Annotated in this window: 14 protein-coding genes and 1 other RNA gene; 11 read left to right on the plus strand and 4 right to left on the minus strand. The window is 28.6% G+C overall.

From position 1 onward, the window contains the following. Positions 1-36: 36 nt before the first annotated feature. The 6 genes from ABNT65_RS10275 (at position 37) to ABNT65_RS10300 (ending at position 9,580) form a co-directional block, all read left to right on the plus strand. Complete coding sequence (locus ABNT65_RS10275; RefSeq protein WP_348745792.1) at positions 37-3,195, plus strand: leucine-rich repeat domain-containing protein; 3,159 nt, start codon at positions 37-39, stop codon at positions 3,193-3,195. 33 nt (positions 3,196-3,228) lie between these two features. Beyond that, positions 3,229-3,384 (plus strand): hypothetical protein, encoded by a 156-nt coding sequence (locus tag ABNT65_RS10280; protein ID WP_348745793.1) that lies wholly within the window; start codon positions 3,229-3,231, stop codon positions 3,382-3,384. Between the two features lie 433 nt (positions 3,385-3,817). Continuing rightward, positions 3,818-4,186 (plus strand): hypothetical protein, encoded by a 369-nt coding sequence (locus ABNT65_RS10285; RefSeq protein WP_348745794.1) that lies wholly within the window; start codon positions 3,818-3,820, stop codon positions 4,184-4,186. A gap of 699 nt (positions 4,187-4,885) precedes the next feature. Then, complete coding sequence (locus ABNT65_RS10290) at positions 4,886-5,071, plus strand: hypothetical protein (protein ID WP_348704260.1); 186 nt, start codon at positions 4,886-4,888, stop codon at positions 5,069-5,071. Between the two features lie 385 nt (positions 5,072-5,456). After that, a complete protein-coding gene (locus ABNT65_RS10295; RefSeq protein ID WP_348745795.1) occupies positions 5,457-6,593 on the plus strand; it encodes a helix-turn-helix domain-containing protein in 1,137 nt (378 codons plus the stop codon). Between the two features lie 440 nt (positions 6,594-7,033). Continuing rightward, on the plus strand, positions 7,034-9,580 hold the full coding sequence (locus ABNT65_RS10300; protein ID WP_348704258.1) for a S8 family serine peptidase: 2,547 nt from the start codon (positions 7,034-7,036) through the stop codon (positions 9,578-9,580). A 332-nt stretch (positions 9,581-9,912) separates the two neighbouring features. On the opposite strand, the gene ssrA is transcribed toward ABNT65_RS10300, so the two are convergent. Continuing rightward, positions 9,913-10,311, minus strand: a transfer-messenger RNA (tmRNA) gene (gene ssrA / locus ABNT65_RS10305). Between the two features lie 237 nt (positions 10,312-10,548). On the opposite strand from ssrA, the gene ABNT65_RS10310 reads away from it, so the two are divergent. The 4 genes from ABNT65_RS10310 (at position 10,549) to ABNT65_RS10325 (ending at position 14,593) form a co-directional block, all read left to right on the plus strand. After that, on the plus strand, positions 10,549-11,757 hold the full coding sequence (locus tag ABNT65_RS10310) for an NAD(P)-dependent oxidoreductase (protein WP_348745796.1): 1,209 nt from the start codon (positions 10,549-10,551) through the stop codon (positions 11,755-11,757). A gap of 52 nt (positions 11,758-11,809) precedes the next feature. Continuing rightward, positions 11,810-12,412 (plus strand): DUF2459 domain-containing protein, encoded by a 603-nt coding sequence (locus ABNT65_RS10315; protein WP_348704163.1) that lies wholly within the window; start codon positions 11,810-11,812, stop codon positions 12,410-12,412. After that, positions 12,412-12,627, plus strand: a complete 216-nt coding sequence (locus tag ABNT65_RS10320; protein WP_348704161.1) for a DUF3820 family protein — start codon at positions 12,412-12,414, stop codon at positions 12,625-12,627. Before ABNT65_RS10315 ends, ABNT65_RS10320 begins: the two co-directional genes overlap by 1 nt. 466 nt (positions 12,628-13,093) lie before the next feature. Next, positions 13,094-14,593 carry a GEVED domain-containing protein gene (locus tag ABNT65_RS10325; protein WP_348745797.1) on the plus strand — a complete coding sequence of 500 codons (1,500 nt, stop codon included), beginning with the start codon at positions 13,094-13,096 and terminating at the stop codon, positions 14,591-14,593. Between the two features lie 50 nt (positions 14,594-14,643). Here ABNT65_RS10325 and ABNT65_RS10330 read toward each other — a convergent pair whose 3' ends face one another. Then, on the minus strand, positions 14,644-14,829 hold the full coding sequence (locus ABNT65_RS10330; protein WP_348704159.1) for a hypothetical protein: 186 nt from the start codon (positions 14,827-14,829) through the stop codon (positions 14,644-14,646). Between the two features lie 167 nt (positions 14,830-14,996). Between ABNT65_RS10330 and ABNT65_RS10335 the strand changes: the two genes are divergently transcribed. Beyond that, entirely contained in the window at positions 14,997-15,353 is a 357-nt protein-coding gene (locus ABNT65_RS10335; RefSeq protein WP_348704158.1) for a DUF1801 domain-containing protein, read from the plus strand. A 62-nt stretch (positions 15,354-15,415) separates the two neighbouring features. On the opposite strand, the gene ABNT65_RS10340 is transcribed toward ABNT65_RS10335, so the two are convergent. Both ABNT65_RS10340 and kdsA read right to left on the minus strand, forming a co-directional pair. Then, positions 15,416-16,366, minus strand: a complete 951-nt coding sequence (locus ABNT65_RS10340) for a transglutaminase domain-containing protein (RefSeq protein ID WP_348704157.1) — start codon at positions 16,364-16,366, stop codon at positions 15,416-15,418. Positions 16,367-16,419: 53 nt separating this feature from the next. Further along, on the minus strand, positions 16,420-17,238 hold the full coding sequence (gene kdsA, locus ABNT65_RS10345) for a 3-deoxy-8-phosphooctulonate synthase (protein ID WP_348704155.1): 819 nt from the start codon (positions 17,236-17,238) through the stop codon (positions 16,420-16,422). Positions 17,239-17,268: the final 30 nt, after the last annotated feature.

Below are 17,268 nucleotides of genomic sequence, written 5' to 3' on the forward strand. Positions count from 1 at the left end.
CGCTAGAATACTTTTGTGGCTTAAAATAATTTAATCATGAAAAAAATAATACCCTTGTTATTTATGTGCTTAACTATAATTAGTTATGCGCAAACTACTGCAATACCTGATCCAAATTTTGAACAAGCTTTAATCGATTTAGGATATGATGATGTTGTAGATGGAGCTGTACTTACTACAAACATTAGTACTGTGAAAAACTTGTTTATTAGTAGAAAAGGAATTTCTGATTTAACAGGTATAGAGGAGTTTACTGCATTAGAAAATTTAAATATTTCCCAAAACATTAATTTAAAAAAGTTGGATTTATCTAAAAATACAGCGTTAATTGATATTAATAGTTATGGGAACTTTAATTTAGAGTCTTTTGATTTGAGTAAGAATACTAAGTTAAAATTTCTTAATTTAGGGTATTGTGGGTTAACCTCTATAGATGTAAGTATTTATCCAGAGTTAATTAGCCTGTATTTACAATCAAATAAGTTAACTTCTATAGATTTAAGTAAGAATATCAAATTAACTAGATTATCATTGTCTAACAACAAATTAGAAGAGCTTGACCTTACCAACCAAACAAAATTAGGAGGAAAGTTAGAACTAGCTTATAACTTGTTAAATAAAATAGATATAAGTACAAATTTAGACATTCAAGCTTTAACAATTAATAACAATCAATTAAAAACATTAGATGTAAGTTTACATACTAAACTTGTTCAAATAGATGTGTCTAATAATTCTAAATTAGAGCATTTTAATATAAAGAATGGTACCAATACTAAAATTACTAGTACATATTTTAAAGCAACAAATTTACCAAGGTTAGGATGTATTCAAGTTGATGATTCAGATTGGAGTAGAACAAATTGGACAAATATAGGTTCCGCTATAACTTTTAATGAAAATTGCCCTACAAATCTTGAGGAAACTAGTATACCAGATACAAAATTTGAACAGGCGTTAATAGATTTAGGCTATGATGATGTTATAGATGGTTCTGCAGCTACAGGGAAAATTTGTGTTATAAAGAATTTGAATATTTCTAATAAAGAAATTTCAAATTTAACAGGTATAGAAGCGTTTAAAGCCTTAGAACATTTAGATATTTCCCAAAATTACAATTTAAAGGAATTAGATTTATCTAAAAACACAGCATTAAAAAATCTTTTTGGTTATGGAAACTTTAACCTAGAGTCGTTTGATTTAAGTAAAAATATAAACTTAGAATATCTTAACCTAGGAAATTGTGGGGTAACCTCTATAGATCTAAGTACTTATACGAATTTAAAACATTTGTATTTACAATCAAATAAGTTAACTGCTATAGATTTGAGTAAAAATTTAGAGTTAATGAGTTTATCAATTGAAAATAATAAAATTGAAGAGCTTAATCTTACCAATCAAACAAAATTGTCTGGGAAATTTAATTTGGGAAACAATTTACTTAAAGTAATAGATTTAAGTACAAATTTAAATATTGTTTCTTTAGAGATTTATAATAATCAAATAAAAACTTTAGACTTAAGTTTGCATACTAAACTTCTGCAATTAAATGCCTCAAATAATCCGTTAATAGAAAGTTTAAATTTAAAAAACGGCACTAACACCAATATCAAAAACCAATATTTTGAAGTAAAAAACACACCAAGGTTAACTTGTATTCAAGTTGATGATGCTACTTGGAGTACTACAAATTGGAAAAATAAAGATGTTACGGCTACTTATAATGAAAATTGTGAACCTATAACTTGGTCTGGTAATGTAAACTCAAATTGGAACTTAGCAGAAAACTGGCTTGGGGGAACTCTACCTAGTATCACTGATAGAGTATTAATTCCTTCAACAGCTACTAATTTCCCTACAATAAACCAAGCTATCACTGTAAATAATATAGAAATAGAGTCTGGCGCTACATTAATAGCTAATGCTACAGTAACAGGTAATGCTATTTATAGAAAAAAATTATTAACTAGTAATTGGTATTTAATGGCTAGTCCTTTAGTAAGAGAAACAATACAAGGCTTAATTGCTAAAAATTCTTTAGCAAGAGGCACAAATAATAATTTAGGTTTAGCATTTTACGATAATACTCAAGTTTTATCTAAAGATAGATGGAGGTATCAACAATCAAACTCAACAGGATCTATACATCTAGGGAAAGGGTTTTCGGTTAAATTGTCTACACCTGGAGTTTTTTCTTTTGAAGGGTCAGTGAACCCTGGTAATACAGCAGTATCTATAACTAAAAACGCTACGCCTTATAATTTAATAGGTAATCCGTATTTAGCACTTGTTAAATCACAAAGTTTTTTAACAAGGAATACAGCATCATTAGAAAGTGAAACTATTTGGGTTTGGAATCAAGCAACCAATAGTTATGATACTAAAGTAACTGCAGATAATTTTAACATAGCAACGGGGCAAGCTTTTTTTGTAAAATCAAAAGCAACAACAGGAACTGTTAATTTTCAGCTATCTGATCAAACACATGGAGCAGAAACTTTTCAAAGAAAAGCAAATGATAAATCAGCACTTAAATTACTCGTATCTAATGGAGAAGTTGATAGATATACTAAAATTTATTTTATAGCATCTGCTACTAAAGGATTTGATAATGGATATGATGGAGAGTTATTTTCAGGAGTAGAAAATAAATTTGAGGTGTACTCAGAATTATTAGAGAATAATAAAAATAAAAAATATCAAATTCAATCAATTCCTACTACAGAAGAACACACTATTATTCCAATAGGTATCAAAGCTTCTGCTGGAGAAACAATTAAATTTTCTATTGAAAATAAAAATAATTTAAAAAATGTATATCTTGAGGATAAAGAAAAGAAACTTCTTACCGAACTTGATAACACAACTGAAAACTATTCAGTTACATTATCTAAAAACACAAATGGTACTGGACGTTTTTACTTACACACTTCTTCAAAAGAAACATTAGGCAACAATACTATTGCAGCTACTCCTATAAAAATAAACCATATAAAACCTAATTTAATTAAAGTTGAAGGAATAAATGATTTAATAGCTATAGAAGTATATACCCTACAAGGTAAAACGGTTATTGCTAAAAATTTAAAACACAATAACACTCAACTTATGCTACCTAAATTAGCTAGTGGCGTTTATATTGTAAAAGTAAAGGCAAAAGAAGCACAGGTAATTAAAAAAATTATTTTAAAATAAGCATTTTAAAAACAATATACACAAAAGTTCATTATGAATGATACTAAAGATATTTCAAGAAAAGAGGCTTTAAAAAAAATAGGGAACTATGGTAAATATACAGCTTTAACAGCATTAGGTACCTATATTCTATTAAATCCTAAAAAAGCACAAGCTCAAAGCCCAGATCGTCCTGGTGACAATTTTTAAAACATAAATATATATCATAAAAAGACTGTTTAAAAAGGCAGTCTTTTTAGTTTTTTACTTAATTGTTCTTCATCAGGATTTTATACCCAAAAAAGTTAAGACTTATTAATTACAGGAGTACTAAGATTCAAACCCAAGCCCAAGTCTAAATATACTACTCCCTTTAAAATTTCTACATATCCATCTTCATTTAAACTACGTTGTAATTATATAAAATTAGTGTCATCTCTTTTTAGTAACGGTTTTTTATTTAAAAAAAAATGATTAAATTACTGTGAATTAAAAAGTAACCTACCAATAAGTAACTAATAAGGTAATAGGTTTTATTTTTAGGAAATCTTATAGCTATTATACTTTTTGCAGTACCCATAAACACTAAACAATACATACCAATAAGTCTTACTTTTTATAATTAACATAAAAAATCAAAATCATGAAGGTAAAATTACTCAAAACAATGTTATTATTATTGGTATTTGTATTTACAACAAATACCTCATTATTTGCACAAGAAAAGGTAGAAAAGGAAACCAAAAAAGAGCTTAAGAAAAAAGAAAAAAAATTGGCTAAAGCAGATAGAAAAAAGCAACGAGTACTTGAAAAAGAAAGTAAAAAAGCCATGAAAGAAAAAAGAAAAAAGAATGAGAAAAAACAGAAAAAATTATTAAAAGAAAGAAAAGAAAGAAAAAGAAAACTAGCAGAAGATAAATGGAGACACAAAAAAGAAATGGAAAAAAAGCAAAAGAAACTCTTAAAAGAACGAAATCAAAAATTGAAAGCTAAAAAAGGAGAAAATAGTTAAAATAATAATTCATAGTTACTAAAAACACCTTTTGTATTTTTATAATATATTAAGGTGTTTTATTATTCAACGTGATTCCGATATAACAAAAATCTTATTTACCTGAAAATCAAAATAATTAGTCATTACGATTAGCGAAATGAAATGAAGCTAAGAAGTAATCTTTCCCTATACTAACTAAAGACTGCCACAAAAACTCCATTGCATTACGTTTTTTCGCAGTGACAACAGGAAGTTTATTAAACTTATAACATAAAGTTATATCGAGTTTGTATGTTTACTTATAATACTATTTACCCTATAAAAATTTCATCAATTAAGCTTTTAAAAATAAAACCAATAGCCTTGTTTTTCATATTTAAGCAAACATCATTTTTATCATTTTTTTGTTTTTTTATCTTTTTTTGCGTTACTTCGTAACTGAATTAAAAGAAAAAGTATGCATTTTATGTGAAATTGTTATTTGCATTTATAAAAGCCATTCTTTGTGTTTTCTTACAACACAGGTTTTTATTACCAAAGCATTGCATTACATGTAGCATTACTTCTAATATTATTTATACTAGTTAATAGTACTTTCTATTTTTATTTAGAATGAAACTATTATGCTATGTATGTAAAATATTTTTCGCGAAAATAGACACAAGTCTTGAGTGTCTTAAAATGATCAAGATTTTATAAATTTTTTAAATTTTAATTATGAAAAATCAACTTTTAAGTTTAGGAAAAGTTTTAAGCAAAGAAACACAACAATCAGTAAAAGGAGGAGGTGCAGAAGGTGATGTTTATTGCGTTACTGAAGATCACGAAAATAAAAGATCTACAATAAAAAAAGGACCATGTATGGATCCTAACGATATTACAAGTTACGAGATAGAATTATAATTCTAAGGTTAAAGCTAGAAGCATTTATGTTTCTAGCTTTTTCTTTATTACATAAAGTGATTCTTGCAGTACTCTTTCTTATCTTAATTCAACTTGCTAAGCGTTACTAAAATTTTTTCAGCTAATAATATACTCCAAAACATTATTATTTCCCTTATACTTCTCTAGCTCTACAAATACTTTAAAATGATGTTTACTCATCTTTCAACATATTTTAAACACTGAGTAACAAAAATTCCTTTAACAATAACAAATAATCAATAGTAGTAGTATAATAATTTTAAACGAAAAAACATTTCAACTTATACTCTCTTAATAATTGATTTTTAAATAAATATTATGAAATTATACTTTATATTTACCCTTATAAAGTGATAAATCAACTATGGATATCCTACCTTTGATCAATGCTGTTATTGGAATAACTTTAATTATTTTTATTTTTTTAAACAAACATAATTTAGGTCAAAACTTTTACGCTAAAACTGCTATTATTGGCGTTATCACTATTTTTACTTTTTCAGCGATATCTGAATATATTATGGCTGAGCACTCTCCAAATCGTTATAATATATTTATTTTTATTACCATAATATTATCACATTTAACAGGTTATTTTTTATTGCTTTTCATCTCAGTAATTACTAATTACTTTCAACATATAAAAAAAATAACTTTTATTACTATAGGGATCTCCATACTCAGGTTAATTTTTTATGTCTTTATACAGGAATTATTAATAAAAACAGATATTTCTGGTATTAAAAACTTTACAAATCCTAATTTTAGACTTTATACAATACTTGCAAACATAGATGAGTTTATAATGGTTGTATATAATTTAACTTTAATTATTATAGCTTATAAAATTTTAAAAAAAGCTCCTTTAATTATCTCTTTAAAATCTAATCAAACTTTATATTATAAATGGGGTAATATTATACTTATATTTTCTGTTTCTCTATATACTTTTGCATTTATAAATACCATACTACTTTCTTTTAGTAGAGAAAATTTGTATTCTATTATTAGCATAGAAAACCTGCTCCAATCAATATTTTTTATATTCTTAACTATATCCATGATGTACTTTCCTGTATTTGCTTATTCAGGTAGGTACGAAGACCTTCCTTCCTTGTATGAAACCAATACAGAAAAATATAAAAACTCTACTTTAAATAATTCATATGCTCTTTTTATGGAAATTGACACCTTAGTTAAAAAAGAAAAATTGTATCTAGACTCAGAGTTAAAAATGAATAAGATCTCAAAAAAATTATCTAAATCAATACCATACATATCTCAAGCTATAAATGAAAATACTCAAAAAAGTTTCCCAGATTACATCAATTCTTTTAGAGTTGAAGAAGCTAAAAAAAAATTATTAATAGACAAGCCTGATACGATTTTTGCAATTGCTATAGATGTAGGGTTTAACAATAAAACTACTTTTTACAATGCTTTTAAAAAGCAAACCAACATGACCCCTAGTCAATATAAAAAAGAAAAAACTAATATTTAAAAAAGTAATTCTCCTTTCTACTACAAATACAATTCCCCTATTCTAACTCAGGGTTATTAATCGTTATAAAGTAAGTTTCTACTCCCTATCAACTCTAGTTAGAAGGTTTTAAAGTTTCTACAAAAATTCATAACTCCTCATATTTATTCACAATTATTAAGTGTATTTACTACACTATCAAAAAAAATTACTTAGGCAAAAGAAATGATACTTGTTTTTTATTTTTATTTAATAAATAGTTTTCATAAAACTGAAATAAATAGACTATATAACATACACTCTCAAAACACTAATTATAAATAACTTGAAAATTAATTTAAAGTCAATATTTATAAATATTGACTTATTTTTTGTCTTAGCATTATAAGAATTGACCTTTAATTTAGGTGGGTTATTTAGTTTTAAACCGAAATTTTAAAACAATAAATAAATCCTTCAAAATGAAAAACAAGTATTTAAAGGCTTTTGTTCTTTCTTCAGTTCTTTTAGGAACTAATTATCAAACACAAGCGCAAAACAAAAAAGAAGTGGAATCTATCCGTAAAAATTATGACTTAAAAAAGCTACAAAAAATGAGTCATAACTTTAAAGAAAAAAGTATAGATAAGAAAGAAAAGGCTTTCAAAATTGCTAAGAGAAAAGGATGGGAAACTAAAATTTTCAACAAAAATGGTACTTACATGGAACTTCAAGAGGTTGTTGATGGTAAACCTATTTACTATACAACTTTTAATGTAGATGCAGCTAAATCAACTAGAACTAATCACTTACATAGTGGAGGTTCATTAGGCTTAAACCTTTTAGGCCAAGGTATGAAAGCTTATGTATGGGATGGTGGAATACCTAATAAAGACCATCAAGAATATGATGGAACCGGTGGAAACAATAGAGTATCTATAGGCGACGGTTCTTCAACACTTAATTTTCACGCAGAGCATGTAACGGCTACTATTGTGGCATCTGGAAAAATAGCTAAATCAAAAGGAATGGCTCCTCATGCAACTGCAGTAGGAAATGACTGGAATAATGATAAATCTGAGGCTACTAAAGCTGCAACTAATGGAATGATTCTTTCTAATCATTCTTATGGTTATGGAGCTCAACAAATTCCTGACTACTATTTTGGTGCCTATATTGCGGTATCTCGTGAATGGGATGAGATTATGTTTAATGCTCCAAACTATTTAATGGTAGTAGCTGCTGGTAATGACGGAGAAGATGAAAGTTCTAATGCTAAGCCTTTAAATGGTAATAGCGCTTATGATAAATTATCAGGCCATTCAACATCTAAAAATAATTTAGTTGTAGCAAATGCACAAGATGCAAATATTGATTCAAGTGGAAAGTTAATCTCGGTTCAGATTCATAGTTCTAGTAGTGAAGGTCCTACTGATGACCTACGTATTAAACCAGATATTACAGGTAACGGTTCAGGAGTGTATTCTGCTACTCATTTCCCTAGCTATGATAAAGCATCTAGCTCAAATCATAGTGATGGAAACATTACTGATGATTACATTGAAATGACAGGAACCTCAATGGCTGCACCAAACGTAACTGGTTCTTTAGTATTATTACAACAACATTATAAAAATAAGAATAATGGTACTTTTATGAAAGCCGCAACTTTAAAAGGTTTGGCTTTACACACTGCTGATGATGTTGGAGCTAAAGGACCAGATGCAATTTACGGATGGGGTTTATTAAACGCTAAAGCAGCTGCTACGGCAATTACTCAAAATGGTAAAGAAGCACAAATTAAAGAGTTAACTTTAGCTTCTGGTAAATCATATACATTAACTGTTAATTCTGATGGAAAAAACCCTTTATTAACATCTATTTCTTGGACAGATAGACCGGGTACTGCTACTGAAAAAGCAAATCAATCTACACCTGTTTTAGTAAACGATTTAGATTTAAAAGTTACTAAAAGTGGCACAACATACAAACCTTGGAGATTAACAGGAGTAGCAACTAATGGAAAAGGAGACAACAAAGTAGATCCTTATGAAAGAGTAGATATTTCAAATGCGTCTGGTACTTATACTATTACGGTTACTCATAAAGGAACATTAACAGGCAATAATCAAAACTTTTCATTAATTGTAACTGGGTTAAAAGGAGAACCAGTTGTATGTAATGCCACGGTGCCAACAAACGTAATTTCAAAAGATATAACAGAAAAAGAAGCTAAAATTGAATGGACAACTGTATCTGGAGCAAAGTATGATATAAGATACCGTAAGTCTGGTACTACTAATTGGACAACTAAAGAAGTGACTACTAACAATTATAAAGTTACTAATTTAACGGCTAAAACTAAATATGATATTCAAGTACGTAGTAAATGCGCTAACAAAAGCTCAGCTTACAGCTCTATTGTTAATTTTACTACTAAACAAAAGCCAGTGCAAGATACACAAGCACCAACTGCTCCTACTAATTTAAAAGCTAACAAAGTTGAACAAACCACTTTAACATTAAACTGGACAGCTTCAACTGATAATATTGCCGTAACTAGTTACGATATATATAAAGGAACAACTAAATTAGGAGTTGCAACAGGTACTTCATATAATGTAACTGGACTAACTGCTAATACAGCATATAAGTTTTCGGTAAAAGCAAAAGATGCGGCTGGTAATGTTTCTACTAGTAGTAATGAAATTAATGTAACTACTAAATTTGATGATGGAAATGATGATGACTGGGATTGGGGTGACGACTGGGACTGGGATGAATTTTCGACTAATAGTAGTGCTTCTTCAGACATTACAATTTTTCCAAACCCAGCATCAAACTTTATAAACATAAAAACTGCGTTCTTGTTAAAAGCTAAGTACCGTATTTTTAATATCTCGGGTAAAACTGTCCTGTTTGGAAAAATAACTAAAAATATAGATATATCTAAATTAACAAAAGGAGTTTACTTTTTTGAATATAAAAGTAAACAAGAACAACGTATAGTTAAATTTATAAAAGAGTAATTAAACTTCTGTAACTAAGAAATAATTGATCGTATAAATCAATTAAAAGTCTCCCTTTATAATTCATGATTAAAGTCCCAACTATTAAATAGCTGGGGCTTTATATTTTAACCAACATCCACGTTCCTTTCAAATTCAAACAATTAACCTTACATCCATTAAATCCACTTTACAAAGATTCTAAAATTAACTTAAAAGATGTTGTTTCAATTTTCAACATTTTAAACATAAAAAGATTGAGAAGGAGAATGTAACCTTTAAAGCATTTAACTTACACCTATTCTTACACCTCAAAAAAAAACCTCTGTAACCACAGGGGCTACAGAGGTCAATTGTGGAGACGCCGAGAATCGAACTCGGGTCCAAACAAGTAGTTCAAAGGCTTTCTACATACTTAGTTTTGATTTAATTGTCGGCTAAAAGCTGATTCAAAACTACCCACTTTTAGCTTATCTTCTTTAATTTCAAAAACCTATCGAAGTACTAAGCTTTCTATGTTTACTTTTACGATGCCCAAAAATGAAACGCCGTAAACCAAGGCTTTTCGTGGACATAAAGCTTGCGCACCTTGTGCGCCGAGGCTTGAATCTTACTATAATTCAGATTATTAAGCAGCTAAAGCGTAATTATTTTCGCCGTTTATAAAGTTGAAATAAGTTTAACGAGTTATCATCTCACTCCTCGGTATGCTTACGTTTTCACTAATCTTGCTGTCAAAACCAGTCGTCCCCAAATATGTCAAAGAATTACTTATTTCTTTCAAATATACTAGTAAATCTGTTTTTATTATCTAACATACATCTAAATTGATAACTGTATAAAATTATTTTACTAGCAATATAAAATAAGCGGATGCAAATATAAAAAAATACTACTTGTAAAATCATTTAAAAAAAAGTATTTTCGCAACAAATAGTTGTAATTTACAACAATTAAAATCAAATTGTTTAATTTTAATACAAAATAGTATGAAATTTGGGATTATCAAGGAACGTAAAAACCCACCAGATAGAAGAGTTGTTTTTTCTCCTAGTAAACTACAAGAACTTAAAAAGCAATTTCCACAGGCTGAAATAATAGTAGAGAGTTCAGATATTAGAGTATTTCCTGACAAAGCATATGAAGATGCTGGTTTTACAGTTACCAATGATGTTAGTGATTGTGATGTATTGTTAGGTGTAAAAGAAGTTCCTTTAGATAATTTGATTCCAAATAAAAAATATTTTTTCTTTTCTCATACCATTAAAAAGCAACCTTATAATAGAAAGTTGTTAAAAACGATGTTAGAAAAAAACATTGAAATGTATGACCATGAAACTATTATTAAAGAAAATGGTGCTCGTTTAATAGGTTTTGGTCGCTATGCTGGTTTAGTAGGTGCTTACAATGGTTTTAGAGCTATTGGATTAAGAGAGGGAATTTTTACTTTGCCTAAAGTAGAAACCTTATCGGATTTAGATGCCGTTAAAAAGGAGTTAGATAAAATTACCATTCCTAATAACCTTAAAATTTTATTGTCAGGTACAGGCAAAGTAGCCTATGGTGCTAAAGAAATATTAGATCATTTACAAATTAAACAAGTGAGTGATGCGCTATATTTAACATCTAAATTTACAGAACCAGTTTACTGCATGGTAGATGTAATGGAATATGCAAAAAGGATTGATGGTAAAGTAGGTGATAAATTTGCTTTTTATAAAGATCCATCAGGTTATGAAAGTAATTTTATGCCTTATGCTAAAGAAACCGACTTTTTTATAGCAGGTCATTTTTATGGAGATGGTGCTCCATATTTATATACTAGAGAAGATGCTAAACATACTGACTTTAATATTAAGTACGTAGCTGATATTTCATGTGATGTAGATGGTCCAGTAGCTTCAACTCTTAGAGCTTCTACCATTGCTGATCCTATATACGGATACCACGCTGCTACAGAAAGTGAAGTAGATTATAAACAAGAAGATGCTATTGTGGTAATGGCTGTAGACAATTTACCTTGTGAATTACCTAAAGATGCTAGTGAAGGTTTTGGTGATATGTTTTTACAACATGTTATTCCTGCTTTTTATAATAACGATAAAGATGGTATTTTAGCAAGATCAAAAATGACAGAAAACAAACAACTCACCCAACGTTATGCTTATTTACAAGACTATGTTGATGGTAAAGAATAAATAATCAATGCGCATCATTAAAAAAATATTAAAATACTTTTTCTTTTTTTTAATGATGCTTATACTCTATACAGGTATATCTATTCTTGTCAGTTTTATTACTGTTAATAAAAACTCTAATAAACCCACAGATAATAAAACAGTTTATTTAAGCAGTAATGGTATTCATTTAAGTATTATTTTACCTAAAGAAAATATAGATCCTACTTTATTAAGAGATTTGTCGTATTCTAAAAACCACCACTATTTCATGTTTGGCTGGGGAAATGCTTATTTTTACTTAAACACTCCTACTTGGGATGATTTTAAAGTTTCAAACGGATTAAAAGCGCTTTTTTTAAACGGAGAAACTGCTATACACTTAACTACTTATTATAATAAGCAACCTAAATGGATTCCTGTGAAATTAAGTGACAGAGAACTATATAAGCTAAATGCTTACATTAAAAATACGTTTAAAATTAACTTAGAAGGAAAGAAAATACCTATACCACATAAAGACTACAGTATTTATGATTCTTTCTACAGTGCAAAAGGTAGCTACTCCCCTATTAAAACTTGTAATACATGGGTAAATAGCGCTTTAAAAGAAAGTGGACTAAAAGCTAGCTATTGGACCCTTTGGGATTTTGGTGTACTCAATAAGTATAAATAATGATAGACAACAAACAGTTTTTAATAGACACTGCTAATATGAAAATGCCATTTGGTAAATACAAGAATGTGTATTTAATTGATATTCCAGAGTATTATTTAGTATGGTATAAAAACAAAGGTTTTCCTAATGGAAAATTAGGAAAAATGATGGCTTTGGTATATGAACTTAAACTTAACGGTTTGGAAGATATTCTACGAAAAATTAGAAGTTAACTATTCGTTTAACCTTACGTAATTAATTCTTAATCGTAAACTATTCTTTATTTACTCCTTGTTAATTTTCTACAAAATTGAACAAGCTTTAACTATAAATCATCTAAAACAAAATAAACTATAGATGGTAAAACTCAAACCTCAAAAAACAAGCCCTTAAAATAAAATTTAAACTTTTTTTAAAATCTTAAAAGAAGTATACAATAAATTAATGTTAATTTTACTTATCAACCAAAAACCTAAACACCTGACTTAAAACCCGTTAAACAATCTCAAAAAGAAACATTTTTTTAATACAATCCAATTATTTTTTTTTGAATTACCAACTACTTTTACATCGAAAATAAGAAGCTAAAATCAAAGATTATTTTTCGGTTATATGTGTATTGTTTTAGCTCTTATTCAATAACCCTATTAAACCCATAGGAATTATTCCTTAAAAATTTTAAACAAAAATCAAAAGATCATGAAAACAACTAAACAATTCATGTTATTAATTTTAATTGTATTTGCCAAACAAATTTTAGCCCAAACAGCTAGTAATTATTGTTCTGTCATCTCTGAAAGACAAGAAAACTATATTACTGATGTAGTTTTTGCTGGCATTGAAAACCTTTCTGGAAATGGAACTAATGGTTATACTAATTTTACTAGTAAAGAAGCTTCAGTTTACCCAAATGAGTCCTACGGTATTGGTGTAAATACCAAATGGAATCATTGGGGTTATAACGTTGTTCAAGTATGGATAGACTGGAATCAAAACTTTATTTTTGAAGACACTGAACGTGCTTTTTATAAAACAGGAACAGGCTTATTATCCTCAAATATTTCAGTTCCTGTGGACGCTAAAATTGGTAGAACCACTATGCGAGTTAGGTATAGTTATGCTGAAGCATTGTCGCCTTGTAACAACAATGTGCAAAAACTAACAGATGTTGAAGATTATACAGTAATTGTAAATAACCCTTTAAAGCCAAGTGCTCGTTTTGATGCTTCAATCTACCATGTAAAAAGCAGAAAAGATGTGGTAGAATACAGAGACATATCTGCTAATACTCCTACCTCATGGCACTGGGAATTTGAAGGAGGGATTCCTTCCTCAAGTATAGAACAAACCCCTTCTGTTACCTATCCTGAATCTGGTAAATTTTCTGTAAAATTAATTGTAAAAAATCAATATGGTGAAGATGAAATCTTTATTAAAGACTACATTACCGTAGAACTGCCTAGTGATGAATTTTGTATTAGTAGTAATGAAAAACCTAATGGTCAATACATTACTGCTGTAGAGTTTGCTGGTGTAGTGAATCATACTCAATATAATAGTGGCTATGAATTATATGAATTTCCTAATGCAACAGTAGAAAAAGGGCCTTATACAAACCTTAACGAAGCTACTGTTATGAGTATTAAAGTGAATAACAGATGGGAAGATACAAAAGTTGGTCTTTGGGTAGATTGGAATCAAGATGATGATTTTGATGATGCTGGAGAAGAAAGAATATTAACAAACAATCAAAGTACATCTAATCAATTTACCTTCTTCTTTACAGTTCCAAATCATGCCAAAACCGGAAAAACTAGACTACGTATACGTACTATACATGGTAAAAGTTTAACATCATGTGGAGAATCTTGGTTTGGAGAAACAGAAGATTATGTTCTTTATGTTGCTGAACAAAGAAATAGAAGAACAGCTGATAGTTTAAATAGTTTAGACGAAACAATTGTTAATGTTCACCCAGTTCCAAGTAAAGATGGCAATATAACTTTCACATTCAATACAAAACAAGAAAATATCAACTTTAAGTTTTTTAACGATAAGAACATTGAAGTTTTACCTTCTCAATCTTTTTCTTATAAAAATACGATCAATTTAGATCTATCTTCATTACCTAGCGGAACTTATTTTGTTCAAACTATTACAAATTCTGAGAGTACTACTAGCAGAATTATTTTAGATTAGATTATCTAAAGATATTGCCTATTAAATTAGGCAATATCTTTTTAACTTAATTAACTGTCACAACCTTTAAAGCATACATCTCTATTTTCAAAGCAAAAACTTTGAGGTGTTCCTCTCCAAAGACACTGCATCCAAGTTACAGCACATTTATTATAACAAGCATCGTTAGATCCATTAATTTGTTGTTGTTCAGCCTTTGTTAAGACTTTTCCTAGTGAATAAAGTTTTGATTTCATTTTTATAAATTTTAGGCGGTTTAAAGTGGCTTAAAATTAGCTAAAAATTATAGTTAGAAATAAGGTTTTGAATATTTTATAGTAACTCCAATTCAATATATTCAATAATTAACTGTTATTAAATACATTGAAACTATATTTATCTATTGTAATAACACTCATGAAACATGAAACCTGCAGAAATTTACATTCTTAATAAACCAGAACCCTTAAAAAGCATATTATTACACTTACAAGTTTTAATTGAAAATGCATTTCCAAGCGTCGTTTTAAAGTTTAAATGGAAAATTCCTTTTTATTATTTAGATAACAAACCTTTATGTTATTTAAATGCAAGTAAAAAAGGCTATGTGGATGTTGCTTTTTACTTATCTACTGATTTAGATAAATACAATGAATTTTTAATTAGTGAAAAGAGAAAAGTAGTAAAATCTATACGCTATTATACTCCAGAGCAAATTAACAACGAAGTACTTATATATATATTAATTGAAGCTTATAAAATAAAACAACAATTACAATAATTTTATTCAGTTATATACTGTTTTAAATAGAAAGATAAATAGTTAATTACTTCTTTTGGTTTTTAGATTAACTTATATTTTATATAAATTTCTCCATCTACAACTAATGATAATTTATCACAATCTTTAGTTGGTGTAATTTTTATATAACCTATACCATTTTTATAAACTAAATTTGGTTGTTTAGCAAATCTATACCCACTTAAACCACATAATACTGTTTGATAAGAAAGTAAATTTTTGACTTCTAATGTAATTGTTTTGCCTTTTTTAAATTTAATAGCTCCTTTTAATGGGTTTATTAACTCTAAATCTGTTTTTAAAAACTCAGGTGTAAATATTGGTTGACTGTAAAAACTTTTCTTAGATAGTTTTTGACCTAGCATCCATTTTTTTTCTGCTGGATAATGAGTTTTTAAATAATTTCTTCTAGGAATATTAAAGTAATAATCCTCAAAACTTACTTGCCATCTGCCGTTTATAACTGAACCTGCAGCCCAAGTAGCATCTAAAACCATCCACTCTTCATTTACTTTTACTACATTCCAAGCATGATTAGGCATTAATGGCTCATTATTTATGTCTCTAATAGAATTTCTAACATACCCTTTAACCACATAATTCTCTAACTGTAATAAAGTAAAAATTTTAGATAAAGTTTGGGCATACCCTTCACAAACAGCTTGTCTAGTTGTTAAGGTTTGCTCTACAATACTATCTTTAATAGCTTGCAATTTCCTTAACTTATCAGCTTCATCTGTATAACTAAATCCAATTCTCTTTCTACTTGGATTATAGTATTCCGATAGGTTATACTTAATATTGTTTGCTACCCAATAAAAGGTAGCTCGTACTTGATTCTCTTTTGAAGAAAAGTCTTTTTTAACTTTCTTCGCTAGTTCTTTTGCGGTTACTTCGCTAGGGTATTCCTTTACTTTTGTATCAATTGCTTGGTACTTTTGTGCATACGCATTAAAGCAGATTAATACTATAAGGGGGAAAAGTCGCTTCATATTAATAAGGGGAATTTTTATTAACAACTTTAATGATTAATCAAAAACTGTGCCTATAAATTTACAATTGTTTTTCTAATTGCTACTAAATTTGCCAACAATTTACTTAAAAATTTTAAATCTAGCATATTAGCTCCATCACTTTTTGCAGATGAAGGGTCAAAATGCGTTTCCATAAACAAACCGTCAATATTATTTACAACACCTGCTCTAGCAATTGTTTCAATCATTTCTGGTCTTCCTCCAGTTACTCCACTAGACTGATTTGGTTGTTGCAAAGAATGTGTTACATCTAAAACAGTAGGCGCAAAAGCTCTCATTGTAGGTATACCTCTAAAATCAACAATCATGTCTTGATAACCAAACATCGTTCCTCTATCAGTTATCCACGCATTTTCATTTCCAGACTCATGCACTTTTGTTACAGCATGTTTCATTGCTTCAGGGCTCATAAATTGCCCTTTTTTCAAATTAACTATTTTACCAGTTTTAGCAGCAGCTACTACTAAATCAGTTTGACGAACTAAAAAAGCAGGTATTTGTAAAATATCTACATATTCAGCAGCCTTTTCTGCATCAGAAACCTCATGAATATCTGTTACTACAGGCACATCAAATGTCTCAGAAACTTTACGTAATATCTTTAGTGCCTTTTCATCTCCTATTCCAGTAAAACTATCTAACCTACTTCTATTAGCCTTCTTAAAGCTTCCTTTGAAAACATAAGGTATCTTTAATTCATTTGTTATAGACACTACTTCTTCAGCAATCCGCAATGCCATATCTTCTCCTTCAATGGCGCAAGGCCCCGCTAAAAGAAAAAAATTATTTGAATCTGTGTGTTTTATCTTGGGAACGTTTGATAAATGCATGATGTATTATTTAGGTGCAAAAGTAAGAAA

The organism is Tenacibaculum sp. 190524A02b, assembly GCF_964036645.1.
Classification (GTDB): Bacteria; Bacteroidota; Bacteroidia; order Flavobacteriales; family Flavobacteriaceae; genus Polaribacter; species Polaribacter vairaonense.